This window comes from Mycobacterium sp., from assembly GCF_025965855.1.
Classification (GTDB): domain Bacteria; phylum Actinomycetota; class Actinomycetes; order Mycobacteriales; family Mycobacteriaceae; genus Mycobacterium.
Map to the genome: position 1 here is coordinate 50,877 of NZ_JAOPWB010000162.1, position 26,398 is coordinate 77,274.

Sequence of the window (26,398 nt, forward strand, 5' to 3'; positions counted from 1 at the left end):
CTCTTTCGAACGGGACGTTTATGGACGGCACGACTGACGAGGCCTTCGAAGCCTTGTTACACTATATGCGGGATTCCCGCGGCTTCGACTTCACGGGCTACAAGCGCACGTCGCTGATGCGCCGGGTCCGGCACCGGATGGATCAGGCCGGCTACACCACCTTCGAGGAGTACCTCGACGTTCTGCAGGCCAGCTCGGACGAGTTCGCGTCGCTGTTCAACACCATCCTCATCAACGTCACCGCGTTCTTCCGGGACCCGGAGGCCTGGGAATTCGTCAGGGCCGAGGTCATTCCGCGGATGCTGGCCGAGCGCGGACCCGGCGACCCGATCCGGGTGTGGAGCGCGGGATGTGCGTCCGGGCAGGAGGCCTACACGCTGGCCATGCTGCTTGCCGAGGCCCTGGGCCCCGACGCGTTCCGGCAGCGGATCAAGATCTATGCCACCGACATCGACGAGGAGGCGCTCACCGAGGCGCGCGCGGCGTCCTACGACGCCAAGGCCGTCGACTCGGTGCCCGAAGACCTGCTTGCGCGCTATTTCGAACAGGTCAACGGTCGCTACATTTTCCACAAGGATCTGCGCCGCGCGGTCATCTTCGGCCGCAACGACCTTGTCAAGGACGCGCCGATCTCGCGCGTCGATCTGCTGGCGTGCCGCAACACCCTGATGTATCTCAACGCCGAGACGCAGCGAAACGTATTGGGGCGCCTACGTTTCGCGCTTGCGCCCCAGGGCACGCTGTTCCTCGGGCACGCCGAGATGTTGTTGAGCCACAGCGAACGCTACGCGCCGTTGAGCCTCAAGAATCGGATCTTCCGCAAGTTCGCCGGGGCCCGGGGCATGGTGGATCCCTACGATCCGGCCGCCGCATTCTACGAACGCCACGGCGACCTGCCCGGCTTGACCACGGTGCGCGACTTGGCTTTTCGCGCCAGCCCGGTCGCCCAGATCGTGATCACCGGCGAGGACACCGTCGCGATGATCAACCAGCAGGCCGAAAGCGTCTTCGGCCTCTCGGCGCGCGACATCGGCCGGCTACTGGGTGATCTCGAAGTGTCCTACCGCCCGCTCGAGCTGCGCGCCTACCTGGAACAGGCCAAGGTGGAGCGGCGATCGACCCGGATTCCCGACGTCAAATGGCAGCGACCCGCTGCCGAGACGGTGTGGTTCGAGATCCACGTCAATCCGCTCGTCGACGCCGAGAACGGCCTGCTTGGCGTGTCGATCGTGTTCTTCGACGTCACCGCGACGCGTGCCCTCCTCGACAAGGTCGTGGATACCAACCGCCAGCTCGAGGCCGCATACGAAGAGCTGCAATCCACAAACGAGGAGCTCGAGACGACCAACGAGGAACTGCAGTCCACGGTGGAGGAGCTCGAGACGACCAACGAGGAACTGCAGTCCACCAACGAAGAGCTCGAGACGATGAACGAGGAGCTGCAGTCCACCAACGACGAACTGCACACCATCAACGGCACGCTGCATGAACGCAGCGTGGAACTGGACAACGCCAAGAATTTCCTGGATTCGCTGATCAGCTCGGTTCAGCTGGGGATGGTCGTGGTGGACCGGGAGATGCGGGTGGTGGTGTGGAACCGCGGATGCGAAGACCTGTGGGGGCTGAGGGCCGACGAGACGACGGGAACCCGGTTGACCGAGCTGGATATCGGGCTGCCGCTGGACGGCGTGCGGCCCTTGATCGGCAACGCGTTCGTCGATCCCGACAGCTCCGGCGAAGCGGTGGTGGACGCGGTCAACCGCCGCGGCCGCCCGGCTCGGATACGGGTCGTGTGCACTTCTTTTCGGTCGAGCCTGGGAACCGTCGGCGGTGCACTGTTGCTGATGGAGGTCTTGGGCTGAGCCGGGGCTTAGCGCGGCGGCGCGGTCACTGCCCCCACCGCGCGGCCGCCTCTTCGGCCGCTTGGTGAGCCAGTTGCGCGCGGCGCAGAGACTCCGCGGCGCGGCGTCGCGCCGCGGCCACCGTCTGTTTGCTGGCACCGAATCCCGCGGACAGATCCTGGTGTCTGCGCCGAAGTTCGGCCGCGCGCAGCCGTGCCAGTTCGGCGCGACTGGCGGCGCTGTCCGCCGAGTGGTTCGGGGATAGCCCCGTAAGACCGTCGCGCTGTGCGGCGGGCGCGTCGCCGGCGTTCCCCTCCGCCGGACATTGTCCCAACGATCCCGGCGGTATCTCCCGGCTCTCGCCGCGCGGCCGCGGCTTGGGTGGCGGCGCTCCGGCGACGATGTCGGCGAGGACATGCCCAATCTCGTAAATCGGCAACACCAGATCGGCGCCGGCTCGTGCGGCCGCGATCGGCATCGAGGCGTACTGGGCGGTGTCCGGGCTTTGTGCGATGACGATGGCGCCGGCCCGCTTCATCGCGACGGTGCCGACCGCGCCGTCTTGCCCGGAACCCGACAATACGACCGCCACACCCCGTGTTCCGTACGACTTCGCCACCGACGCCAGCAGCACGTCGAAGCGCTGCTCGTTGTGGGGCTTCGCCTCCCGCAGGCGACAGCGGCCGTCCGGCGTCAATTCCAGGTGCACCCCGGGCGGACACGCGATCACCTCACCCGGGGCGACGGCCTGCCCGTCTTCCGCCCAGCTGACCCGATGGGGCGTTTGTCTGCCCAGGATCGTCGGTAGCACGCTGCTCAGGCCGCCGAGGTGTTGCTGCACGACGACGGCGGCGGGAAACTCCGCCGGCAAGTCGCGCAAGACGATGGACAAGGCGTCCAAGCCGCCCGCCGACGCCAGCAGCACGACCAGCTCGATCGCCGGCCGCGGTTCGTCGGTCGTCATGTCCTCAGTGTCCACCCGCGCGCGCCCGCAGCACAGTTCGGCGACGCCGCGCGAAAGAGATCCGCTATGCGAAACACCAGGCCGCTGAACGAAGAGCGCGGGGGCGGCGTTTCGTTTCTGTCGGGCGGGGTAACAACTTCTTGGCTGGGCGTAGCGCGCGTTAGAAGGGAGCCGCCGTTGTGAAGATCGCCATTGTCACCGGTGACGACCTCGTCGGAGATGACCCCCAGCGACTTTGTGCCGCGCTCGCGGCCCAAGGCCATGAGGCGACTGCCTACGTCAGGGGACAAGGCCGGCGACCCGTGGGGTTGAGCGCCGACGGGGACTACCGAGCCCGCTCGATCCACATCGGCCCCCGCGCTGCCGCGCCGGTCGAGGCGGTGTTGCCGTATGTCGGGGAGTGGGCAGTCGCGCTGGAGCGCCTGTGGTCATCCGAACAGCCTGACGTCGTGCACGCATACGGCTGGCTGGGCGGGTTGGCCGCCCAGCTTGCCGCGCGACGGCAGCGGATACCGATCATGCAAAGCTTCCAGGGCCTCGCGGCGACGTCGCGCGCCCACTCTGTTGGCGGCCCGCACCGAGACAGCGAACGCGAGCGTATCGAGCCGCTCTTGGTGCGCAGCGCCACGTGGGTGACCGGCGAGTGCACAGCCGATGTGAACGTGCTGGCCCGGTTACGCCACGGTCGCGCTCGAGTGTCCGCTCTGTGCAGCGGCGTCGATGTCGGGCGATTCTGCCCGGTGGGCCCCGCGGTTGCTCGCGATGGCCTGCATCGCATCCTCTGCGTCGCACCAAATCCCTTGGAATCCAATGGGTTTGATATCGCCATTCGCGCGCTGCCCAGGGTCGCGGCGGCAGAGCTTGTGATCGCCGAAACCGCCGCCAGCGAACCCGGCCACGACCAGGCGCGGGCCCGGCTCGAACGCCTCGCCACCGAGTTGGGGGTGGCCGACCGGGTCCGCTTTGCGGGCGCGATCGGCGATGACGAGCTGCCATTGCTGCTGCGATCCGCCGACGTGGTCGCGTGCACACCCCGGCAGCCGTCGCGGGCGACCCCGGTGTTACAGGCCATGGCCAGCGGAGTGGCCGTGGTCGCGCTCCCCGTCGGTGTCCTGACCGACGTGGTCGTGGACGCCGTCACCGGACTGGTGCTGTCGCGACAAAGTCCGGCCGCAGTGGCCGTGGCGTTGAGAAGCCTTCTGGCGCAGAGCTTTCAGTGTGACAGCATGGGTGCGGCGGGCCGGAGCCGGGCGGTGTCGCGCTTCTCCTGGGACCGGATCGCGCTCGACTCGTTAAACGTCTATCGACAGCTCCTGTCGCTGCGCAGCGACCGACGAGAGCTGCAGTCGACGAAGAGACGGTGAGGTAACGGGCCTGCCATGACGACGACCATGCCGAGCATCACGGAGGACGCGTCGCCCGACGCGATCCAGGTCGAATTGAGCCCCGCCCGTGACGCCGTCGCGCGCGACCTCGGGCCGGCCCGAAACACGGCCGCGGTTCGGTACGAGCAATTCCGCACCGTAGAGCCGGAGGCTGCGCGCCGGTTTTTTGCCCGTGCCTACGCGCCGGGCTGGGGCGTCAGCGGGCTCACAAGCCGCTCGTCCGTGACCCATGGGCGCTGCGCGGCGGGTTCGATGGCGGTCGACGAGGTGCTGATTCAGGGCCCATCGGTCTTCGAAATCCCTTCCGGCGAAACCGTTGTCGTGATTCAACCCCGGTCGGGAGCGCTGACCGTGCGGGGTGCTCCCTTGCCGAATGTGGATTGCCCCGTCCTGATCGCTCACGGGATGTCGTGTGCGCTGCGGGTGAACGGCGCGCGCTTCGATGTGGTGACCGTCCCGGCGGACGCGCTGCAAAAGGTCGCCGCGGACTGGCAGGCGCCGCTGTCGAAGCACATCCGGTTCCTGAATTGGCGCCCGATCTCGCGCGGCGCCGTGCGCGCGTGGCATCGAGCGCTGGATTACGTGACCGCCACCTTGGCCGTCCCGGACACCGCCCAGCAGCCGATGATCGTGGCGGCGATGGCTCCTTTGCTGGCCGGCGCGCTGCTTGAGTGCTACCCGTCCAACGTGACCGAACAGCACGTGGCAGGTGACCCGTCGTTGCCGGAAACGCTGAAGGACGCGGTGGCCTTCATCCACCGGCATGCCGCCGACGACGTGAGCATCAACGACATCGCGACGGCCGTACACCTGACCCCGAGGGCGGTGCAGTACCTGTTCCGGCGCCAGCTAGATACCACCCCCACCGAGTACATGCGTCGCGTCCGGCTACACCGCGTGCACCAAGAGCTGATCGCCGGGGAGCGCGCTACCACCACCGTGGCCGAAATCGCGCGGCGTTGGGGCTTCGCACACACCGGCCGGTTCGCGGTGCTGTATCGACAGACCTACGGCCAGAGCCCCCACACCACGCTCAACCCGGTGATGTAGCGGCTCTCACCCACTCAACCGGTGCATCAATTGGCCGGCGGCGTATCGGCCGCTGGCCATGGCGCCGGTCGCGGTGGACGGATTGTCGACGCCGACGGCCTCACCCGCCAGGTAAAGCCGGTCGTCGATCGGTTCCTGCAGCCGGCGCCGATCGTTCAGGCCGGAACCGGGCGCGTGGAACGAGTAGGAGCCGAGCGCGTAGGGGTCGACCGTCCACTTCGACGTGCGCACTTGCAGCGGGGAGATGTCCCCGCCGAACAGCTGGCGCGCGATGGGCAGGGCGCCGGCGATCAGGTCGGCGGGCGCGGCCGACTCCACCCACCGGCCGCGCTCACCGGCGTTGAACGCCAACACGATTGGACCCGCGGTGCTGGGCAGGGTGAACCATTGTGACCAAACTCCCGGCTCGCTGCCGATGTACTGATAAAAGGCGTTCTCCACGCCCCACGTTCGCCGGTCGAAGCGAAAGTAGCTCTTGGACAGCACGCCGAATCCCAGCGCTTGCACGGCCCGGCTATGTTCGTCCGGAAGGGGCGGGTCGAAGGCGATCGCGCCGGATTTGAGAACCCCAAGGGGAACGGTGACGATCGCCGCGGGTCCCTCGAACGACCGGTCGCCGGCCCGCACGACGACTGAGGCGTCGCGTCGCGCGATCGCGGTCACCGGCGTCTTCAGCCGGATCTGGAGGCCGTCGGCAAGGATGCGCGGCAGCGCGTCGTAGCCGCTGATGACGACGTCCTGGTCGCCCTCCGCGTACTCGCCATGGTCAAATGTGTTGGCGGACAGTTGATCCACGCCGGCAGCGTATTCGTCCTCGATCTCGGCGGTGAGATAAAAAGCCAATTGGGCGCGGTCGGGATCGGAAAGCCCCGCGCGGGTCGCCGCGGCGTCGACGGCGGCGCCGAGACTCCCGTCGTCGACGCGGCCGCGCGCCCGTTTTACGAAGGTGCGCCAGGTTTGCGGGTCGTAGGCCAGCGGCGGGAGCCGTGGATCGACCGCAAGCTTGGCCCATCCGTAGTAGTCGGTCGGGGCGAGCTGTGCGCGCGCCTTTTGCGCGAGCTCCATCAGCGGATTGTCCGTCGTGCCATGGATCCAGGACGCGCCCATCTCGAGCGGTGCGCCCCAGTCGCGGTTGGTGTACACCCGGCCGCCGATGCGGTCACGGGCCTCGATGACGCGCACCGGCCATCCCGCGTCGGCAAGGCTGCGTGCCGCGGACAGGCCGGCCATGCCGGCGCCGACGATGAGCACCGCCTTGGTGTCCGGCGGGGGCGGGGGACCCGACGCGCAGGCGGCCGCCAGCCCGCCGCCGACGAGGCTCGCCGTGGCCGCGAAGAACTCCCGACGGGACATCGGGTACACGGCTGTCAGCGTCTCACAAGTTGTTGGACGATCGTGCCCGAATTCGTGGCGTGTAATGCGCCGTTTTCACCAGTTCGTCGTTGAGTTGCGGCTACACTCGCGTACATCCGGAGTGCGGCGACGGGGCCGCGTTCGAAGGGGGAGCGGCGATGAATGCTGGGCGATCGACTCGCACAACTGACCGGCTTCCCGACGAACTGCCGCCAAGCCGCACCCTGACCGTGCGCGCGGGCGACGGAACCCCGCTGCACACGCAGGTTTTCGGGCCACCCGAGGGTTATCCGATTGTGCTCACACACGGCATCACCTGCGCGATCCGGGCCTGGGTTCACCAGATCTCCGACCTGGCCGCCGATTACCGGGTCATCGCATTCGACCATCGCGGCCACGGACGAAGCGGCGTCCCGCGGCGCGGCGGCTATAGCCTGAAACACCTTGCGTCGGACCTGGATTCGGTGCTCGAAGCGACCTTGGCGCCGCGTGAGCGAGCGGTGCTGGCCGGGCACTCGATGGGCGGGATCACCATCGCCGCCTGGTCGGCGCACTACCGCCAACAGGTTCATCGGCGCGCCGACGCCGTCGCGCTGATCAACACCACCACCGGGGATCTGGTGCGCAGGGTGAAACTGTTGTCGGTGCCGCGCGAGCTGTCAGCGGCGCGAGTCCTGGCGGGGCGCGGCCTGGTCACCGCGTTCGGCGGGTTTCCCCTGCCCTCCGCGGCCCGGATCCCGAGCCGCTACGTGGTCGCGACGCTGGCGGTCGGCAAGGACGCCGACCCGGGCGCCGGCCGGGTCGTCTACGAGCTGTTCGCGCAGACGTCGCCCGCCGGGCGCGGCGGCTGCGCGAAGATGCTTGTCGATGCGTTGGGGTCGCGGTATCTCGAATTGGACGGGTTGACGGTGCCGACCCTGGTCATCGGCAGCGAGCGCGATCGCCTCACCCCGCTCAGCCAGTCCCGCAGGATCGCCCGCACCGCGCCCAACGTCGTCGGCCTGGTCGAGCTGCCCGGCGGCCACTGCTCGATGCTGGAACAGCCGCGCGAGGTAAACCGGCACCTGCGGGCCCTGGTGGAATCGGTGACCCACGGTGTGCGGGTGCGCCGGATCAGCTCATAGCAGGGCGGTGATCTCGGCGGCCGCCCGCTGGCCGGACCTGACGGCGCCGTCGAGGAATCCGGTCCATTCGTCCGCGGTCTCCGTGCCCGCCCAGTGAATCGGCCCGACCGGCGCGCGCAACCACGGCCCGAATCGTGTCCACGACCCCGGCGGTACCGCCGCGGTGGGGCCGCCGGGCGCGAAATCCTCTGCGCCCCAACACTGGTCGACGTAGTCGAGGGGTTTGAGCGCATCGTCGCCGAACAGCGACGCGAAGCAGCGCAACGTGTCGCGGCGGCGCTGCTCGGTGGGCAGCGAGTCGAACGCGCGGGCATCGACGAAGCCCATCAGGATGCCCGGACCGTCGGGGTGCGGGCTGACGTCGAAGGTGACGAACACCGGGCCCTTGTCGGATAGCGCCTGCCCGGAGAACCCGTCGGCGCGCCAGAACGGCGTCTCGTAGGCGGCGTACGCCTTGCTGAGCCGGCCCTGCGGCCAGTGCCGGGAGAGTTGCTCGTACTCGGCGGGCAGCGGGGGTGCGAACTCGATCGACGCGCGGTGGGCCGGCGCGATCGCGACGATCACGAACCCGGCCTCGGCCGAGCCCGCGTCGGTCGTGACGGTGACCCCCGACCCGTGCCGCTCGATGCGGCGGACCGGTGCGCCCAGCACCACGCGCGCACCGAGTTCGGCGGCGGCGGCCTCGGCGATCTGCTGGGTGCCGCCCGGGAAACGGTCCTGCTGGGCGCCGTTCTCGACGTCGAGCAGCGGGTCCAGCCCCCCGGCCGCGTGCACGTAGCGTGCGGCGTGCAGCATCGACACCTCGTCGGGTTCGCAGCCCCACGTCACCCGGGCCACGATGGCCATCAGGTCGTGCGACGACGCGGACGCGCGCACCGAGCGCAACCACCCGCCGAGCGACATGCCGTCCAGCTGGCGGGCCCGGCGGGCGTCCCAGGGCGCCGCCACCGGGACGCTGCGGGCGATCCTCTCGAATTGCCAACGCAGCCGGCCGATGTCGAGCAGTCCGGTCAGCGACAGCTTGGGGATCGTGCCGCGGTAGGGGCGCGCCCAGCCGCGCCAGTGGATCACGTTCTTGCCGTCGTGGTGGGTCGGAATGGTCGGGACCCGAAGCTCGGCCGCCAGCGCCAGGACGGCGTCTTGGGTCGGGCCGACAAAGGTGCCGCCCAGATCGGCGGGCAGCCCGGCGACGCTGCCGGTGAACGAGCGGCCGCCGACCCGGTCGCGCCCCTCGAAGACCAGGACGTCGTGGCCCTGTCGCGTCAGCTCCCGCGCCGCGGACAGCCCGGCAAATCCGGCACCGACCACGACGACGTCGACGACCGGCGGCGGCTTTGTCACGTCGTCTAGTCAACCGCATTTTGACGGTTTCGTAGGACAAATTTCGATTGCCGGTCTAACTAGGCTGTTGCGGGCCCGCGCTGTCGTCGGGCAGGTGCTAGCGCTGAAAGCGCTCCAACGTCGACTTGTTGCCCGCAATCGGCCCAAACTGCCCCAACAAGTCGACGTTCGGGGCGCTTACGGCGCGACCGTCAGCCAGTCCTCGAAGCCGGACGGGTCGTGGCGGCCCAGCGCGCCGTGCTCGTACAGCCCCCAGCCCTCCACCGGATCCGCATCGCCGTCGCGGCACACCGCGCGGCCCACGTGGTCGATCACGCCGAAGCCGGACCGCGCGATGACGGCCGGGTCGGTCATGTCGTAAGTCAGCCGCTCGACAAACTTTTCGCCCTTCCACATGCCGTGCAGCCAGTCCGAATCGCCACCGTAGCCGCCGCCGACGTGGATGGGGACTCCCAGCTTGGACTCCACGTCGAAGTGAACCGGGGTGCCGTCGGGGGCGGTCGCGTCGATGGTGGCGCCGGTCGGGATGCGGGTGCCGGACCGGTAGTGGATTTTGACTCGCGGCCAGCCCAGCTGCTCGACGCGGCCGTCGCGCCACACCCGGGTGCAATCGTTCAGCGAGCGGAACCCGCTGGGCTCCTCCTGGATGATCAGCACGATCGCGAACTCGTCGAACGCCATCGGCACGTAGAGCCACCACATGCCCTCGAACGGTGGGTCGGCGGGCCGGCCCGCGGGCTCGGGTTCGCCGATCGGCCGGATGCCCCAGGACCGGTCGCGGCTGCCGAGCCAGGTCGAGGGGTCGACGGCGATCTCCTCGCCGTCGATCGCGATGCGTCCGCTCCAGCTGCCGAGCTGGGCGAATCGCTGCGCGTTCAGCGTCACCCGATTCCCGGACCGCAGGATGTGCGGCTGCTCCCGGACGACGTCGAAGAGGCCCTCCCAGGTGAGATCGGCGGCGATGCCCTCGGTTTCGTCGAGGACCAGTCGCAGCTTGCGCAGCGGTTCGCCGACCTCGATGCGGTAGCCGTTGACGTTCTGGTTCAGCCGGTCGGAGTCGATGGCGTCGGACAGGTGCACCGCCGTCTGCGTGTCCCCGCGCCGGACGAGCACGAACGCGTCCTTGACGCCCAGGTTGGGGTAGTAGCCGATGCCGCTGATCAAGAAGACGTTCCCGGTGCGGTCGTGGGCGTTGAAGTAGGAACGGTCGTAGAAGTTGCGGTCAGACGAACCCGCCCACGCGATGGGCTGGGGAACCTGATGTACCGGGAACTCGTCGAGCGGGCCAAGTATTTGCGGCATTAGCGCTCCTCTCCGATAAGACGTTTCATCAATCCGGCGTGGTAGAACAGCGACCCGACATCGTCGGGCTTCTCGGTTTCGCCGAAGTGCACCCGTCGTGCGCCGGTGCGCATGAACACGCAGGCCCACATGACGCCCGAGTAGACGTAGAACCAGCGCAGGTCACCCACTTCCACGCCGGTGAGTCGCCGGTAGGTGGCGCGGACGTCGTCCTCTCGCATCACGTCGGGCAATCCCGGCAGCGTCGCCAGACCGGCGAGCTCTTGAAAAACCATGTGCGCGTAAATCATCCACGCGACATCGAGCTCGCGCGGCCCCAGCGTCACCATCTCCCAGTCCAGCACCGCCACCGGCCGAAAGTCGCGGTACAGCACGTTGCCCACCCGCGCGTCGCCCCACAGCAGGACGGGCTCACGCGCGGCGGCCTCGTTCGGCCAATTGTCTTCCAGCCATCCGAAAGTCCGTTCCAGCAGCGGCGAGCGGCCGATGTCGGGGACCGCGAAGTCGTACCACGCCCGCACCCAATTGAAGTGCCTGCGCATGGCGGTATCACCGTCTTCCTGCGAGAGGAAGCCAAATGTCTTCTCGGCGTCAGGGATTGCGTGCAACTTGGCCAGCACCCCGACCGTGGCGTCCTGGAGTTCGCGCTGGCGTTCGGCGGGCGCGTCGGCGAACCAGTTGCCGCCGAAGGTATAGGGCATGACGTCGGGCGGCACCACGCCCTCGACGTAATCCATGACGAAGAAGGACGTTCCCAGGACGTCGCCGGTGGGCTCGAGCCAGCGCACCCGCGGGACGGGGACGTCGGTGAGTTCGGCGACCTTGCGTATCACCTCGAACTGATGGTCGAGTCGATACGTCGGGAAGACCTGCATGTCGTCGGCGGTGGGCGCCACCCGGGCCACCAGCTTCTGTTTGATCGGCCGGCCGACCTGCTGCCAGCGGCCGGTCAGGATGATGGTTTCCGACGACATGCCCGTGGCGTCCACGCCGCTTTCCACGATCACCTCGGGTTTCGCCCCGTCGGGCAACACGGTCGACAGCCATTGCGACATCACCGCGGGCAGCGTCGTGACGTCGCGGCTGGAGCGTTGCAGTCGGTCGACTTTGTCCAGCACGGGTTCGCTCGACATTGGTGCCTCCTTCGTGAGGCAATTACGATACGGTAGGTAGCGTTATGAAAGCAGACCGGTCCGACCTTGACAAGGCCCCCGGCGCCGGCCGCCCCCGGGATCCGCGCATCGACTCGGCGATCCTATCGGCGACCGCGGAACTGCTTGTGGAGATCGGCTATTCCAACCTCAGCCTGGCCGCGGTGGCCGAGCGCGCCGGCACCACGAAATCGGCGCTGTATCGCCGGTGGTCGAGCAAGGCGGAACTGGTGCACGAGGCGGCGTTCCCGACGGCCCCCACCGCCCTGCAGGCTCCGGCCGGCGACATCGCCGCCGATGTCCGGATGATGATCGAGGCCACCCGCGACGTGTTCACCACGCCCGTGGTGCGAGCGGCTCTGCCCGGCTTGGTTGCCGACATGACCGCCGATCACGCCCTGAACGCCCGCGTGATGTCGCGCTTCGCCGACGTGTTCACGGCGGTGCGGGTGCGGCTGCGTGAGGCCATCGACCGGGGCGAGGCGCATCCCGACGTGGACCCGGACCGATTGATCGAGTTGATGGGGGGAGCGACGATGCTGCGGATGTTGCTGCGACCGGAGGAAAAGCTGGACGACACCTGGGTGGAGCAGACGACCGCCATCGTCGTGCACGGGGTAACGGGATGACGGGGCGACTGGCGGGACGGGCCGCGATCGTCACCGGCGGCAGCCGCGGCCTGGGCCGGGCGCTCGCGGCGGAGGGCGCGGCGGTGGCGGTTGCCGGGCGCACCGAACAGGTATGGGACGACCGGTTGCCCGGAACCATCGGCGAGACGGTTGCCGAGGTCGAGGCGGCCGGCGGGCACGCCGTGGCGATCTGACGGACCGCGACGACGTCGCGCGGCTGGTCGGCGAGGCGCGAGACGCGTTGGGGCCCATCACGATTCTCGTCAACAACGCGGCGTTCACCGCGCCCGGCCGCCCGCCGGTGCCGGGCGCGCAGCCGCGCGCAAAGCCCGCCAAGGCCGCCGGCGGTGGCGGCAAGCCGGGCTGGCCGGGGTTCGTCAACACGCCGTTGCAGGCGTTTCGCCGGCATTTCGACATCGCGGTGTTCGCCGCCTACGAGCTGATGCAACTGGTGTGCCCTGACATGATCGGCGCGGGCGGTGGCTCGATCATCAACATCACCTCAGTGGCGTCAAGGATGCCCGGCGACGGACCCTATGCCGACCGCGGCGGCGGGGTCCTGCCGGGTTACGGCGGATCCAAGGCGGCGCTCGAGCATCTCACCCAGTGCGCGGCCTACGACCTGGCCGACCACAACGTCGCGGTGAACGCGCTCTCGCCGCCGAAACCAATCCTCACCCCGGGCCTGGCCTACTATGCCCGCGAATTCATCGACACCGCCCCCGCCGATGAATTCGCAAGGGCGGCAGTGGAATTGGCGCTCGTGGACCCGGCCGTGGTCACCGGGCGCACGATCGGCCATCTGAACGTACTCGACGGCAGCTTCCGCCCGTTCACGCTGGGCTAGACCGGCTTGGTCGCCGTGACGCCGTTGATGATCAGCGTGTACAGCCGGTGCCATTGCGGGGAACGAAACCCCGCGCGCAGCAGCAGAGCCGTGGCACGGCTCCTGGTGCGGGCCTTGCCGCGACGGCTGGTGGCCAGTGTCGGCACCAGCCACCGCGAGAACTGGTCGACGAGCACCAAGTGACCACCGGGGCGCAGCACCCGGGCGCATTCGACGAGTCCGGCCTGTTGATCCGTCCAGTGGACAACCCGGCACCGGCCTGGCTCCTGGCGGAAGGCCCGCCTGACGTGCCAGTATGGACCACGACAGAGCCGCAACGGCGGCAGGCAACCGGTCGAGTGGTGTCCCAATGCCCGGTATTGACAAGCCGACGGGGCGCGTGGTTGCCCTGATCGTCCTCTTGATCTTCGCCGCTGCCGCCCTGCACGGATACCTCCCGGCTCAGAGCCACGCGGCGCATGGGGAGCCGGGCGGCGGTCGGGCAGCGCTGCTTTTCGTCATAGCGGCGCTGAGCGGGACGCTCGCGCTGCTGGCGATCGCGATCATCGCGCGGTTGCGGGATCCGCGTGCGCCGGCACCGAAGCAGGAGGATCTGTCCGACATGCTCGGCACGGGCAAGGGTCGGCCAAGCTGGCGCGTGCTGCTGATCGGACTCGTGCTGATCGTGGCGTGGCTGCTGATCGCCACGCTGCTGGTCCGATACCTGGTGCCGCACGACGTCAATCCCTCCGCCCCCACCCCGGCTCCCGGCGCGCAGCCGTCGGGGCACCCCGCCGGCCCGCCCCAACAGCGACACCCGCAGAAGGATTCCGGCGACATGTTCGGAATTCTGGTTGCCGGCGCGATCCCGATGCTGCTGGTGATCGTCGCCGGATCGCTGATCATGGCGCGGCGGCGGTGGCGTGCGGCCACACCCTTCAGCTCTGATAATCACGCCGACGATCGCGTCGAACCCCCGGCACCGCGTTCGGAATCGCTGGTCCGTGCGGCGGAAGTCGGACTGGCCGAGATCGGCGACCTCAACCGGGAACCCCGTGAGGCGATCATCGCGTGCTACGCCGCGATGGAGCGTGAACTCGCCCATGTGCCCGGGGCCGCCCCGCAGGACTTCGATACGCCGACCGAGGTACTGGTCCGGGCCGTCGAACACCACGCGCTGCACGCGGATAACGCTCAGCAGCTGGTCAACCTGTTCGAAGAGGCGCGTTTTTCTCCGCACGTGATGAACGAGGGACATCGCGAGGTGGCGGTGAACGTCCTGCAGCTCGTCCTGGCGGAGTTGCGGAGCCCGGTATGAAAAAGCTCATCGCCCTGGGCGTTTGCCTCGTCGTCGGGATCGAGCTGTTGGCGTTGATACTGCACGGCCGCCGGTTCCTGTTGGCGGCCTCGGGCGTCGCCCTGGCTCTGGTGCTGCTCAATGTCCGTCGTGACCTGGGGCGTGGCAACGAGCCCGCGGCCGAGCCGGACTACGACGAGCTGGGGGACTCGTTGCGCCGCTGGCTTTCCACCACCGAGACGACGATCCGGCGGTCGGACTCCACGCGCGCGGACTGGGACCGGCATCTGCGCCCCATGCTCGCTCGGCGCTACGAAATGACAACGGGTCAAAAGCAATCCAAGGACCCCATGGCGTATCACGCAAGCGGCCGAATGCTTTTCGGCGACGAACTGTGGGAATGGGTTAATCCGAACAACATCACGCGCACCGGCGACCACCAGCCCGGTCCCGGTCGTGGGGTGCTGGAAGAGATCCTGCGAAAGTTGGAGCAAATATGACGCTGCCGGCCGCGACTACCACCGCAAACTGCGAGGCGGTCCTCGACGAAATCGAACGCGTGGTGGTGGGGAAGCGCTCGGCGCTGACGCTCATCCTGACGGCGGTCCTCGCGCGCGGCCACGTCCTCATCGAGGACCTGCCCGGCCTGGGCAAGACGCTGATCGCGCGATCCTTCGCCGCGGCGCTGGGGCTCCGATTCACCCGGGTGCAGTTCACACCGGATCTGCTTCCCGCGGACCTGCTCGGCTCAACGATCTATGACATGCAGTCGGGCCACTTCGCGTTCCGGTCCGGACCCATTTTCACCCACCTGTTGCTGGCCGACGAGATCAACCGCACGCCGCCTAAGACGCAGGCGGCCCTGCTGGAGGCGATGGCCGAAGGCCAGGTGAGCATCGACGGTGAAACCCATAAGCTGCCAACGCCATTCATCGTTCTGGCGACCGACAACCCGATCGAGTACGAGGGCACCTATCCGTTGCCCGAGGCGCAGCTGGATCGGTTCGCGATCCGGCTGGAACTGCGATACCTCTCGGAGCGGGACGAGACCTCGATGCTGCGCCGCCGCCTCGAACGCGGTTCGGCCGAGCCGACGGTCAACCAAGTGGTGGACGGGCACGATCTGCTGGCGATGCGCGAGTCCGTCGAGCAGGTGACCGTGCACGAGGACGTATTGCATTATGTGGTGTCGCTGGCGACCGCTACCCGGCACCACCCGCAGGTCGCAGTCGGCGCCAGCCCGCGCGCCGAACTCGACCTCGTTCAACTCGCCCGCGCCCGTGCGTTGCTGCTCGGTCGCGATTACGTGATCCCAGAAGACGTCAAGGCGCTCGCCGTCGCCGCCGTCGCGCACCGCATCACCTTGCGGCCGGAAATGTGGGTGCGCAAGATTCAGGGCGCCGATGTCGTCGGAGAATTGTTGCGGCGCTTGCCGGTGCCCCGAACGAGCGGGGGGCATGGTTAATCCGGATGGACAGCGAAGTCGAGTTCCGCTGGCGCGCATCGCCTTTGGCCCGGGCGATCGCGACCTGCGCCGGAGTTGCGCTGGGCGCCGCCGTGATCGGGGCGCGCTGGCAGCTGCTCGCCTTCGCGGCGCCGCTGCTCGGCGTGCTGTGTTCGATCAGCTGGCAACGCCCGGTGCCGAAGGTCCGCGTGCACGGGGAACCCGATTCGCGGCGATGCTTCGAAAACGAACCCGCGCGGCTGCGGGTGTGGCTGACCCAGCAAGCCGGAGCAGCCGGGGACACCGGGTCCTCGGCGGTGGAGCTGACGGTTTCGGCCGTCGCGGGCATGCGGCTCGAATCGCTCGATCCGGAATCCCGCCACGCGAAAACGGTTGCGGCCACGGCACAGCGCTGGGGCCGCTATCCGATCCGGGCCCGGGTCGAGGTGCTCGCGCGTGGCGGGTTGCTGTGGGGGACGGGCACCGTCGACGCCGCCGACGTCATCGTGTTCCCGCTGACGCCGCCGCAGCCGACGCCGATACCGCAGATCGAGTTGCTCGACCGGCTGGGCGCCCACCTCACACGGCACATCGGCCCGGGTGTCGAGTACGCCGACGTCCGCCCCTACGTGCCCGGTGACCAGCTGCGGGCGGTGAACTGGCCGGTGAGCGCGCGCCGGCGCCAGCTGCACGTGACGCAGCGATTGACCGATCGCGCCGCCGACGTGGTGGTGCTGATCGACACGTATCGGCAGCCGGCGGGCCCGGCGACCGACGCCACCGAACGCGTCGTGCGCGGCGCCGCGCAGGTGGTGCAGACCGCCCTGCGGCACGGTGATCGTGCCGGGATCGTCGCCCTGGGCGGCAACCGCCCGCGCTGGCTCGGTGCCGACATCGGACAGCGCCAGTTCTACCGGGTGCTCGACACCGTGCTCGGGGCCGGCGACCAATTCGAAAACACCACCGGCACACTGGCGCCCCGCGCGGCCGTTCCCGTCGGGGCTATCGTCATCGCGTTCTCCACGCTGCTTGACACGGAATTCGCGCTGGCGTTGATCGACCTCCGCAGGCGCGGCCATGTCGTGATCGCCGTCGACATTCTCGACAGCTCGCCTTTCGAAAGCCGGCAGGATCCGCTGATCGATCGGATGTGGGCGCTGCAGCGCTCGGCCATGTATCGCGACATGGCGACCGTCGGCGTGGACATCCTGCCTTGGCGAGGGGACAGCACGCTGGATCAGTCGATGGGCGTGCTGCCCGATCGCCGCCATCGCGTGCGGGGACGGCTCAGGGGGTAGCGGTGGCATGAGTTCAATCGCGCGTTCGGCCGCACTCGGCATCTCAACGGTTTTCGGCGCGCTCATGGTGGGGCTGGCCGCCGTCGGCTCCCACGGGCCGGCGGTCGTCGCGGGCGTCGCCGCAGGCGTCGCGGTGGGCGTCGGGGTGGCTTTCCGCCCCGCGGCAACGATTGCCGTGCTGCTGTCAGTGGCGACGATCGTGGCATCAGAACCGTCGCTGGTGTTCGCCGCGTGGTCCGGACTTTGCGCCGTCGCCTACCTGGTGTGCCGCCATGCGGTCGGGGCACCCGCCGGCGTCGTCATGTGGAGCTGGCCGACCACCATTGCGGCCGTTGGGTTTGCGTGCGCGGGACTGGTTGCGGCGTCGTTCCCGCTGCAGGTGCCGTGGTTGCCGCTCGCCGCGCCGGTCGGCGTTTTGGCGATCTACGTTTTGGCCACGCGCCCGTTCGTGAGCTGATTCAGCGCAGCAGCGACGCGGCATGATCAGCCAGGTCGAGCAGCGGCTGCGGGAAGATGCCCAAAACCACTGTGACGACGGCACATACCGCGATCGCGACCTTGCTCAGGATGCCCGGCGCCACCACCCGTGGGGTGTCGTCGGTCGCTTCGGTGAAGAACATCGACACGATGACTCGCACGTAGAAATACGCGGCGACACCGCTGGCGACGACACCGATGATGACCAACGGCACCGCGCCGCCCTGGGCGGCGGCCTTGAACACGGCGAGCTTGCTGACGAAACCGCTCGTCAGCGGAATGCCGGCGAACGCCAGCAAAAACATCGAAAACATCACGCCCACAATGGGGGAGCGCTGCCCCAGCCCGGCCCAGTGCGACAGCGTGGCGTCCTCGACGCCGTCGGCGTTGCGGATCAGGCTGACGACGGCGAACGCGCCCACGGTGCTGAAGCTGTAGGCGACCAGATAGAACAAGGTGGCCGAAAGGCCGGCCGTGTTGTCGGCTATCACACCGGTGAGGATGAAGCCCACGTGCGCGACCGAGGAATAGGCCAGCATCCGCTTGACGTCGGTCTGGTTCACCGCTGTGATGGTGCCCACCGCCATCGTGAGGATGGCGATCGCCCATAGGACGGGACGCCACTCGTCGTGCAGCGGAGGCAGCGCGACGTAGACCACGCGGAGCAGCGCGCCGAACGCCGCCACCTTGGTGGCCGCCGCCATGAACCCCGTGATCGGGGTGGGCGCGCCCTGGTAGACGTCGGGGATCCAGGAGTGGAACGGGACGGCACCCACTTTGAACAGCAGGCCGACCGAGAGCAGCGCGACGCCGATCAGTGCCATGGAGGTATCGCCATGGGCGGCAAGGGCATCCCGGATCCCGGACAACAGGAGCGTGCCCGTCGCGCCGTAGAGAAACGCGACGCCGTAGAGGAAGAACGCCGAGGAGAACGCGCCCAGCAGGAAGTACTTCATGGACGCTTCCTGGGACAGCAGGCGGCGGTGACGGGCCAGCCCGCACATCAGGTACAGCGGCAGCGACAAAACTTCCAGCGCGACGAACATCGTCAACAGATCGTTGGACGCGGGGAACACCATCATGCCGCCGACCGACAGCATCACCAGCGGGAAGAGCTCGGTTTGCGCGGCTCCGGCCCGTTCGGCCTCGCGCTCGGCGTCGCCGCCGGGAACCGCGGATGCCTGCGGCGTAAAGGAATCCAACCCGCCGGAGCTAGCGGCCCCGGCAGTGTTTGTGGGGGCCCCGGCCCCCATAGCGACTTTGCTTTCCGCCTTGGCTTGCGTCCGTTCGCCGATGAAGATGACCGCCAGCACCGCGACCAGCAGCACCGTTCCCTGCAGATACAGCGTCGGCCGGTCGATGGCCACCGCGCCCAGCACCGCGGCGCGACCCGACGACGGAATCGACCCGGCGACTTTCACGTCTGCGAAAAACGCCGCGGCCAAACCGCCCAGGGCCAGCGTCATCTGGGTGCTGTAGCGAATCCGCCTGGGCAGGAAGGCTTCGACGAGCACGCCGACGACCGCGACGCCGAAGACGATGAGCATCGGACACAGCAGGAAGTACTCGACGCTGGGGGTGGGCAGGGTCATCGGTGCGGTCCTTCGGCTGTCCGGGGGGAGCCCACACCGGAAACCGGATGGGTCACGCGCGGCGCGGGGTCATGCTGGCCGATGGTGGTCATGGTGTTCTCCACGGCGGGATTGATCAGGTCCAGCACCGGCTTGGGGTAGACGCCGAGCACCAGCAACAGCGCGATCAGCGGTGCCACGACGATCATTTCGCGCGCCTTGAGGTCGCCGATGCGTTCGTTGCCACTGGCCACCGGGCCGGTCATCACCCGCTGGTAGAGCCACAGCATGTAGATCGCAGAGAGGACCAGCGCGGTGACACCGAAGGACGCCGCCAGCCAATACCTATTGAAAGTTCCCAACAGGACCAGGAATTCGCTGATGAACGGCGCCAGGCCCGGCAGCGACAGGGTGGCCATGGCCGAAACGAGGAACGTGCCCGCCAGGATGGGTGCCACCTTCTGCACGCCGCCGTAGTCCGCGATCGCCCGGCTGCCGCGCCGGGATATCAGGAAGCCCGCGATCAGGAACACCGCCGCGGTCGACAGGCCGTGGTTGAGCATGTACAGCGTCGACCCGCTCTGCCCCTGACTGGTCATCACGAAGATGCCCAGGATGATGAACCCGAAGTGCGAGATCGAGGTATAGGCGATCAGGCGCATCATGTCGGCCTGGCCGATCGCCACGACCGCGCCATAGATCACCCCGATGACGGCCAGCACGATGATCAGTGGGCGGAAATACGTTGAGGCGCTGGGGAATAGTTGCAGGCAGTAGCGCAGCATGCCGAAGGTGCCGACCTTGTCCATCACCGCCATCATCAGCACCGCGGTCGCCGGCGTGGCCTCGACCGCGGCGTCGGGCAGCCAGCGGTGGAACGGCCACAGCGGGGCCTTGATCGCGAACGCGAACATGAAGCCGAGGAACAGCGCCTTGAACACCGCGGGGTCGGCCCCGTAGCGGCCCGACGCGACGCCGGCCACGATGTCGCGGAAGTCGAACGTGCCCGAGCCGTGTTGCGCGGTGACCACGTACAGGCCGATCACCGCCGCGAGCATGATCAGGCCGCCGAACAGGTTGTACAGCAAGAACTTCACCGCCGCGCGCGACCTGCCGGAACCTAGCCCGAAGCCGCCGATCAGAAAGTACATCGGCACGAGAAAGGCCTCGAAGAACACGTAGAACAGCAGCACGTCCAGCGCGACCACCGAGATCAGCACCATGGCCTCGATGGCCAGCGTCAGCGCGACGTAGGCGTGCACGCCACGGGTGCCCTTGCCGCCGTCGTTCCAGCCGGCCACCTGGAGCAGCGGGATCAGCACCGCGGTCAGCAGCACCAGCACCACCGCGATGCCGTCCACACCGAGGGAGTAGCCGGCGCCGAACGCCGGTATCCACTTGTGGCTTTCGACAAACTGGTAGGCGGGGCCCCCGCTCTTGAAGCCGACGGTGACGACGATCGCCACCGCCAGCGTCAGCACGCCGACCACCAGGCCGGTCCACTTGGCGAGCTGCCGCAGCCCCGGTGGCAGCAGGATGACCAGCACGGAGCCCGCCAGCGGCAGCAGCCACAGGACGCTCAGCCACGGCACGTCGTTCAAGAAGGCTCCGTTCATGTGCGCCGCTCCTCCTCATCGCCCCGTCCCCCGCAAGCGGGCGGTGCCGACACTGCATCGTCGCCGGCGCGGTTCACCGCACCCTCACCGCTAGGATCAGTGCGGCCACCAGCACGGCGCCCGCGAGCATCGACAATGCGTAGTTGCGGGCAAAGCCGGTTTGGAAGCGCCGCAGGCCGTTTGACGTCCGGCCCACCAGCGCGGCCAGCGCGTTGACCGAGCCGTCCACGCCCGCATCGTCGAGTTCGACCAGTGCCTCGGTCAGCCGCGCGCCGGGACGCATGAACACCTCCTCGTTGAAGGCGTCGCCGTAAAGGTCGGCGCGCGCGGCGGCCGTCAGCGCCGAGACCCGAACGGGGGCGACCCTCGGGACGGGCGCGGTCGCGTACATCCGGTAGGCCACGGCGATACCGACGGCGACCACCCCCAGCGCCACGACGGTGGTGGCCCAGGCCGGCAGGGCGTGGGCGGCTTCTTCACGCGTCCCGACGACGGGCTCGAGCCAGTGCTGCAGGGCGCCCCCCCACCAAAGCAGGAAGCCTGAGAACACCGAGCCGACCGCCAGCAGGATCATCGGCCACGTCATGACTGCCGGCGCCTCGTGCGGATGGGTGCCGGGGGCCCAACGTTTTTCACCGAAGAAGGTCATCAGCATCACCCGCGTCATGTAGAACGCGGTGACGCCGGCGCCCAGCAGCGCGGCCCCGCCCAGCACGTAGCCCCGGGTGTCCCCGGTGGACAGGGCCGCCTCGATGATCTTGTCCTTGGAGAAGAAGCCCGCGAACGGCGGCACGCCGATGATCGCCAGATACCCCAGCCCGAACGTGGCGAACGTGACCGGCAGGGCTTTGCGCAGGCCGCCGTACCGGCGCATGTCCTGCTCTTCGTGCATCGCGTGGATCACCGCGCCGGAGCCGAGGAACAGGCCGGCCTTGAAGAAACCGTGGGTGAGCAGGTGCATGATCGCGAACGCGTAGCCGGCCGGACCGAGGCCGGCGGCCAGCACCATGTATCCGATCTGGCTCATCGTCGACGCCGCTAGGGCGCGCTTGATGTCGTCCTTGGCGCAGCCGATGAACGCCCCGAACAGCAGGGTGACGGCGCCGACGACGACCACGCCCAGTTGCGCGCCGGGCGACAGGTTGTACAGCGGGTTGGACCGCACGATCAGGTACACGCCGGCGGTCACCATGGTGGCCGCGTGGATCAGGGCGGACACCGGCGTCGGGCCCTCCATCGCGTCGCCCAGCCAGGCCTGCAGCGGAACTTGCGCCGATTTGGCGCAGGCGCCCAGCAGCAGCAGCAACCCCATCGCGGTCAATGCGCCGCCGGACGCGGCCGGCGCGCCGGCGAACACCCCGGCGTACGATAGCGTGCCGAAAGTGCTGAACATCAGGAACATTCCCAGCGCCAGCCCGGCGTCACCGACGCGGTTCATGACGAACGCCTTCTTGGCGGCGGTGGCCGCCGACGGCTTGTGATACCAGAAGCCTATGAGCAGGTAGGAGGCCAGGCCGACGCCTTCCCAGCCGACGTAGAGCACCACGTAGTTGTCGGCGACCACCAATAGCAGCATCGAGGCCAGGAACAGGTTGAGATAGCCGAAAAACCGGCGGCGGTCCGGGTCGTCGGCCATGTAGCCGACCGAATAGATGTGGATCAGCGATCCGACCCCGGTGATCAGCAGCACGAAGCACATCGACAACTGGTCGATCTGCAGCCCGAAGTCGACCTGGAGTTGCCCGACGGAGATCCAGGTGAACAGCTTCTGGTGGATGGCGCGATCGGCCCCGTCACGGCCGACCATGTCGGCGAGCAGCGTCGCGCCCACTCCGAACGCCGCGACCGCGGTGGCGCAACCGAGCAGGTGGCCCCATGCGTCGGTGCGCCTGCCTCCGAGCAGCAGGATCGCGGCACCCGCCAACGGCAGCGCCACCAGCAGCCAGGTGAAGTGAGTCATCTTGGCGTTTCTAGCCTTTGAGTAGGTTCGCGTCGTCGACCGACGCCGACTTACGGGCACGGAAAATCGTCATGATGATGGCCAGGCCGACGACGACCTCGCAGGCGGCCACCACCATCGTGAAGAACGCGATCATCTGGCCGTCGAGCTGGCCGTGCATTCGCGCGAACGTGACGAATGCCAGGTTGACGGCGTTGAGCATCAGTTCGACGCACATGAACATCACGATGGCGTTGCGGCGCAACAGCACGCCCGAGGCCCCGATGGTGAACAGCAACGCCGAAAGGTAAAGGTAATTGGCCGGATTCACGACGCACCGCCTTTCACCGTTTCGGCGGCGCGGGTCTCTTTGCCGTCCGCGCCGCGGATCCGCAGTATGGGGGACACCGACAGCTCCGAGTACGAGCCGTCGGGCAGCAGGGCGGCGACGTCGACCGCGTTGTGGCGTGCGTAGACACCCGGGCTGGGCAGCGGGGTGGGGCGCCCGCCGGCCCGGAAACGTTCCTCGGAAAGCTCACGCTGGGTCTTGCGGCGCTCGAAACGCTCCCGGTGCGCCAGCACCATCGCGCCGACGGCCGCGGTGATCAGCAGGGCGCTGGTCAGCTCGAAGGCCCAGAGGTAACGCGAAAAGATCAGTGCGGCCAGGCCCTCCACGTTGCCGTTGGCGTTGGCGGTGGTAAGCCCGACGAACTCTCCGGTCGCCACGTGGCCGATGCCGGCCAGCAGCAGAACGCCAAACCCGATGCCCGTCAACACCGCCGCGACGCGCTGGCCGCGCAGCGTCTCCTTCAGCGACTCCGCGGAGTCCACGCCGATCAGCATCAGGACGAACAGGAACAGCATCATCACCGCGCCGGTATAGACCACGACCTGAACGACACCCAGAAACATCGCGTCCTGGATCATGTAGAACACCGCCAGGATGATCATCGTCATCGCCAGGAACATCGCCGAATACACCGCGTTGACGGCGAGCACCACCCCGAGCGCGCCGATCAGCGCCAGCGCGCCCAGCACCCAGAACGTGACCGCTTCGCCCGTGGAGGTGCGGACGATCGTGTCTGAGGCCAGCAGCGCCGCGGTCATCGGGTGTCCCCGGTGTTTTGGCGCTCGCGCAACCCTTCTGCGGTCACGTTGCCCTGGTAGTAGTCCTTATCGGTGGCGCCCGCCGCCCTCGGGTGCGGGGGCGCAAGCATGTCCTGCAGCAGCGGCGCGAGCAGCCGGTCCTTTTCGTAGATGAGGTCGGCGCGGTTGTCGTCGGCCATCTCGTAGTCGTTGGTCATCGTCAGCGCCCTGGTCGGGCAGGCCTCGACGCACAGACCGCAGCCGATGCAACGCAGATAGTTGATCTGGTACACCCGGCCGTAGCGTTCCCCGGGCGAATACCTCAGTTCCTCGGTGTTGTCGGCACCCTCGACGTAGATCGCGTCGGCGGGACAGGCCCAGGCGCAGAGCTCGCACCCGATGCACTTCTCCAGGCCGTCGGGGTACCGGTTGAGTTGGTGGCGCCCGTGATAGCGCGGCGCGACGGGGCCCGGCTTCTCCGGGTACTCCTCGGTGATGGTCTTTTTGAACATCGACCCGAAGGTCACGCCGAATCCTGCAATAGCGTCTAGCCAGTGGAAGTACTTAGGCACGTGCTTTCTCCTTGCTCGCGCCGGCTTTCTGCGCCGGCAGCGGCGGCGTCGGGAATGCCGGCTCGGTGACTCCGGGGGCGGGGCTTGCCTTGCGCTCGCGGCGCAGCTCGCGCTCCATCGCGCGAATAGTCGGCGTGCTGAACGGTTTTCGCAGCAGCAGCACCAGCGCCGAGGCCACGACGATGCTGCTGATCACCAGCAGCGGGGTCCAATGTGCGTACCCCTGGTTGCGCAGGGTGCGGATCACCGCGGCGATCAACACCCACACCAGCGACGCCGGGATCAACAATTTCCAGCCCAGCGCCATGAACTGGTCATAGCGCAGCCGGGGCAGGCTGGCGCGCAGCCAGAAGTAGATGAACAGGAAGGTCCACATCTTGGCGGTGAACCAGAGCACCGGCCACCACCCGGTGTTGGCGCCCGCCCACATGTTCAGCGGCCAGGGCGCATGCCAGCCACCGAAGAACATGACTGTGGCCAGCGACGAAACCGTCATCATGTTGACGTACTCGGCCAGCATGAACATCGCGAACTTCAGCGACGAGTACTCGGTGTGGAATCCGGCGACCAGCTCCCCCTCGGCCTCTGGCAAATCGAATGGGGCCCTGTTGGTTTCACCCACCATCGAGATGAGGTAGATCACAAAGGACGGCAGCAACAGGAAGACGTACCAGACCCGGTCCTGTGCGCCGACGATCTGCGACGTCGACATGGAGCCGGCATAGAGGAACACCGCCGCGAAGGACAATCCCATCGCCACCTCGTAGGAGATGACTTGGGCGGTGGAGCGCACCCCGCCCAGCAGCGGGTAGGTCGACCCCGACGCCCAGCCGCCCAACACGATGCCGTACACCCCGATCGCCGACAGGCCCAGGATGAACAGCACCGCGACCGGAAGGTCGGTCAGCTGCAACGGCGTGCGATGGCCGAACACCGACACCACCGGACCGAACGGGATGAAGGCGAACGCCGTGAACGCGGGAATCACCGAAAAGACCGGCGCCGCAAAGTACACGAACTTGTCGACGCCGCCGGGAGTGATGCTTTCCTTGAGGGCCAGCTTGATCCCGTCGGCCAAACTCTGCAGGACGCCCCACGGCCCGACCCGGTTCGGGCCCGGCCGCAGCTGCATCCAGCCGAGAATCTTGCGCTCGAGCAGGATCGCGACCAGCACGTTCAGCATGAGGAACACGAAGATCGCCAGCGCCTTGCCCAGCACCAGCCACCAGGGGTCGTGCCCGAAGGCGGACAAGGGGGTCACAGGCCCACTCCGATCGCGACGATGCTGCCGAGGGTAACGCCCAATTTCCGGTGCACCGCCGAACCCGGCGAGTTCAACGGAAGCCACACCACCCGGTCGGGCATGTCGGTGATGGTCAGCGGCAACATGATCGAGCCGCGCGCGGTGCTGACGGTGACGTTGTCACCCTCGGCGGCGCCGATCTCGGCGGCGGTTTCGGCCGACAGCCGGACGACGGGTTTGCGCGCGGTGCCGGCCAGATGTGGTTCGCCGTCCTGCATTCGGCCCTCGTCGAGCAGCAACCGCCACCCGGTCAGCACCGCCTGGCCCTGCCCGGGCTTGGCCGGTTCAGGCGCCGCGACCTGCGGGCCGGCGGCGTGTTCGCCGTCCCAGGTCCCCAGCCCGGAGAGCTCCTCGCGGGCCCCGTCGACGGTGGTCGTTCCCAGGTAGACGCCCATCTCGTCGGCCAGCGTGTCCAGCACGTTGTGGTCCGACTGGCCGGCTTGCTGGGTGGTGCCGCTCAGCGCGGGCGCGAACCCGCGGTAGCGCCCTTCCCAGTTGACGAAGGCACCGGACTTCTGTGTCGTCGGCGCGACCGGGAACACCACGTGGGCGCGTTCGGTGACGGGGCTGTGCCGCAGCTCGAGGCTGACGATGAATCCGGCGGCGTCCAGCGCGGCCAGCACCGCGCCGGGGTCGGCGAAGTCGTTGGGTTCGATGCCGCCGACGAGCAGCGCCGCCAGGGACCCGTCGGCGGCGGCGGCCAGGATGCCGTCGGCATCACGCCCAGCCGCAGAAGGCAATTCGTCGACGTTCCACGCCGCGGCGACCTGCGCGCGGGCGGCGTCATCAGCGACCGGGCGGCCGCCGGGCAGCAGCGTGGGCAGCGCGC

At 68.3% G+C, this 26,398-nt stretch carries 24 protein-coding genes and 1 pseudogene; 11 read left to right on the forward strand and 14 right to left on the reverse strand.

Going from position 1 to position 26,398, the window contains the following annotated elements; translation table 11 throughout:
• The first annotated feature begins 20 nt into the window (after window positions 1-20).
• A complete protein-coding gene (locus JWP83_RS13135) occupies window positions 21-1,862 on the forward strand; it encodes a CheR family methyltransferase (protein ID WP_297730463.1) in 1,842 nt (613 codons plus the stop codon).
• A gap of 25 nt (window positions 1,863-1,887) precedes the next feature.
• Here the strand turns inward: JWP83_RS13135 and JWP83_RS13140 are convergent, their stop codons facing one another.
• Window positions 1,888-2,805 carry a chemotaxis protein CheB gene (locus JWP83_RS13140; RefSeq protein WP_297730465.1) on the reverse strand — a complete coding sequence of 306 codons (918 nt, stop codon included), beginning with the start codon at window positions 2,803-2,805 and terminating at the stop codon, window positions 1,888-1,890.
• A gap of 179 nt (window positions 2,806-2,984) precedes the next feature.
• On the opposite strand from JWP83_RS13140, the gene JWP83_RS13145 reads away from it, so the two are divergent.
• A complete protein-coding gene (locus JWP83_RS13145) occupies window positions 2,985-4,169 on the forward strand; it encodes a glycosyltransferase (RefSeq protein ID WP_297730468.1) in 1,185 nt (394 codons plus the stop codon).
• A 15-nt stretch (window positions 4,170-4,184) separates the two neighbouring features.
• Window positions 4,185-5,240, forward strand: a complete 1,056-nt coding sequence (locus JWP83_RS13150) for a helix-turn-helix transcriptional regulator (RefSeq protein ID WP_297730470.1) — start codon at window positions 4,185-4,187, stop codon at window positions 5,238-5,240.
• Between the two features lie 6 nt (window positions 5,241-5,246).
• Here the strand turns inward: JWP83_RS13150 and JWP83_RS13155 are convergent, their stop codons facing one another.
• Entirely contained in the window at window positions 5,247-6,602 is a 1,356-nt protein-coding gene (locus JWP83_RS13155) for an FAD-dependent oxidoreductase (RefSeq protein WP_297730472.1), read from the reverse strand.
• 149 nt (window positions 6,603-6,751) lie between these two features.
• Between JWP83_RS13155 and JWP83_RS13160 the strand changes: the two genes are divergently transcribed.
• A complete protein-coding gene (locus JWP83_RS13160; RefSeq protein ID WP_297730474.1) occupies window positions 6,752-7,717 on the forward strand; it encodes an alpha/beta hydrolase in 966 nt (321 codons plus the stop codon).
• Here the strand turns inward: JWP83_RS13160 and JWP83_RS13165 are convergent.
• The 3 genes from JWP83_RS13165 to JWP83_RS13175 form a co-directional block, all read right to left on the reverse strand.
• Complete coding sequence (locus JWP83_RS13165; protein WP_297730476.1) at window positions 7,712-9,058, reverse strand: flavin monoamine oxidase family protein; 1,347 nt, start codon at window positions 9,056-9,058, stop codon at window positions 7,712-7,714. The genes JWP83_RS13160 and JWP83_RS13165 overlap by 6 nt on opposite strands.
• Window positions 9,059-9,235: 177 nt before the next feature.
• Window positions 9,236-10,360, reverse strand: a complete 1,125-nt coding sequence (locus tag JWP83_RS13170; RefSeq protein ID WP_297730478.1) for a hypothetical protein — start codon at window positions 10,358-10,360, stop codon at window positions 9,236-9,238.
• Entirely contained in the window at window positions 10,360-11,493 is a 1,134-nt protein-coding gene (locus JWP83_RS13175; protein WP_297730480.1) for a phosphotransferase family protein, read from the reverse strand. Before JWP83_RS13175 ends, JWP83_RS13170 begins: the two co-directional genes overlap by 1 nt.
• Before the next feature lie 44 nt (window positions 11,494-11,537).
• On the opposite strand from JWP83_RS13175, the gene JWP83_RS13180 reads away from it, so the two are divergent.
• Window positions 11,538-12,140 (forward strand): TetR/AcrR family transcriptional regulator, encoded by a 603-nt coding sequence (locus JWP83_RS13180; protein ID WP_297730483.1) that lies wholly within the window; start codon window positions 11,538-11,540, stop codon window positions 12,138-12,140.
• A pseudogene (locus JWP83_RS13185) lies at window positions 12,137-12,987 on the forward strand (SDR family NAD(P)-dependent oxidoreductase). The gene JWP83_RS13180 and the pseudogene JWP83_RS13185 overlap by 4 nt, the downstream one beginning before the upstream one ends.
• Here JWP83_RS13185 and JWP83_RS13190 read toward each other — a convergent pair.
• Window positions 12,984-13,187 carry a hypothetical protein gene (locus JWP83_RS13190; RefSeq protein WP_297730485.1) on the reverse strand — a complete coding sequence of 68 codons (204 nt, stop codon included), beginning with the start codon at window positions 13,185-13,187 and terminating at the stop codon, window positions 12,984-12,986. The pseudogene JWP83_RS13185 and the gene JWP83_RS13190 sit on opposite strands and share 4 nt — an antisense overlap.
• A gap of 149 nt (window positions 13,188-13,336) precedes the next feature.
• On the opposite strand from JWP83_RS13190, the gene JWP83_RS13195 reads away from it, so the two are divergent.
• Genes JWP83_RS13195 through JWP83_RS13215 form a run of 5 tightly spaced genes read left to right on the forward strand, consistent with a single transcriptional unit; the run spans window position 13,337 to window position 17,462 of the window.
• Window positions 13,337-14,284, forward strand: coding sequence for a DUF4129 domain-containing protein (locus JWP83_RS13195; protein ID WP_297730487.1), 948 nt, complete (start codon window positions 13,337-13,339; stop codon window positions 14,282-14,284).
• Window positions 14,281-14,763, forward strand: a complete 483-nt coding sequence (locus tag JWP83_RS13200; RefSeq protein ID WP_297730489.1) for a hypothetical protein — start codon at window positions 14,281-14,283, stop codon at window positions 14,761-14,763. The genes JWP83_RS13195 and JWP83_RS13200 overlap by 4 nt, the downstream gene beginning before the upstream one ends.
• On the forward strand, window positions 14,760-15,728 hold the full coding sequence (locus JWP83_RS13205; protein ID WP_297730491.1) for a MoxR family ATPase: 969 nt from the start codon (window positions 14,760-14,762) through the stop codon (window positions 15,726-15,728). Before JWP83_RS13200 ends, JWP83_RS13205 begins: the two co-directional genes overlap by 4 nt.
• Window positions 15,729-15,733: 5 nt before the next feature.
• Complete coding sequence (locus JWP83_RS13210; RefSeq protein ID WP_297730493.1) at window positions 15,734-17,005, forward strand: DUF58 domain-containing protein; 1,272 nt, start codon at window positions 15,734-15,736, stop codon at window positions 17,003-17,005.
• 7 nt (window positions 17,006-17,012) lie between these two features.
• Window positions 17,013-17,462 (forward strand): hypothetical protein, encoded by a 450-nt coding sequence (locus tag JWP83_RS13215; RefSeq protein ID WP_297730494.1) that lies wholly within the window; start codon window positions 17,013-17,015, stop codon window positions 17,460-17,462.
• Between the two features lies 1 nt (window position 17,463).
• Here the strand turns inward: JWP83_RS13215 and nuoN are convergent, their stop codons facing one another.
• The 8 genes from nuoN to JWP83_RS13255 all read right to left on the reverse strand — a co-directional run.
• Complete coding sequence (gene nuoN, locus JWP83_RS13220) at window positions 17,464-19,074, reverse strand: NADH-quinone oxidoreductase subunit NuoN (RefSeq protein ID WP_297730496.1); 1,611 nt, start codon at window positions 19,072-19,074, stop codon at window positions 17,464-17,466.
• Window positions 19,071-20,654, reverse strand: coding sequence for an NADH-quinone oxidoreductase subunit M (locus JWP83_RS13225; RefSeq protein ID WP_297730521.1), 1,584 nt, complete (start codon window positions 20,652-20,654; stop codon window positions 19,071-19,073). Before JWP83_RS13225 ends, nuoN begins: the two co-directional genes overlap by 4 nt.
• 88 nt (window positions 20,655-20,742) lie before the next feature.
• On the reverse strand, window positions 20,743-22,629 hold the full coding sequence (gene nuoL / locus JWP83_RS13230) for an NADH-quinone oxidoreductase subunit L (protein ID WP_297730498.1): 1,887 nt from the start codon (window positions 22,627-22,629) through the stop codon (window positions 20,743-20,745).
• Window positions 22,630-22,639: 10 nt separating this feature from the next.
• The gene (nuoK, locus tag JWP83_RS13235) at window positions 22,640-22,939 is read right to left on the reverse strand and encodes an NADH-quinone oxidoreductase subunit NuoK (RefSeq protein ID WP_297730500.1); all 300 of its coding nucleotides are present in this window, start codon (window positions 22,937-22,939) and stop codon (window positions 22,640-22,642) included.
• The gene (locus JWP83_RS13240) at window positions 22,936-23,715 is read right to left on the reverse strand and encodes an NADH-quinone oxidoreductase subunit J (protein ID WP_297730502.1); all 780 of its coding nucleotides are present in this window, start codon (window positions 23,713-23,715) and stop codon (window positions 22,936-22,938) included. The genes nuoK and JWP83_RS13240 overlap by 4 nt, the downstream gene beginning before the upstream one ends.
• The gene (gene nuoI, locus JWP83_RS13245; protein ID WP_297730504.1) at window positions 23,712-24,266 is read right to left on the reverse strand and encodes an NADH-quinone oxidoreductase subunit NuoI; all 555 of its coding nucleotides are present in this window, start codon (window positions 24,264-24,266) and stop codon (window positions 23,712-23,714) included. The genes JWP83_RS13240 and nuoI overlap by 4 nt, the downstream gene beginning before the upstream one ends.
• Complete coding sequence (gene nuoH / locus JWP83_RS13250; protein ID WP_297730524.1) at window positions 24,259-25,518, reverse strand: NADH-quinone oxidoreductase subunit NuoH; 1,260 nt, start codon at window positions 25,516-25,518, stop codon at window positions 24,259-24,261. Before nuoH ends, nuoI begins: the two co-directional genes overlap by 8 nt.
• A 5-nt stretch (window positions 25,519-25,523) precedes the next feature.
• On the reverse strand, window positions 25,524-26,398 hold an 875-nt coding region (locus JWP83_RS13255), incomplete at its 5' end, for a molybdopterin dinucleotide binding domain-containing protein (protein ID WP_297730506.1).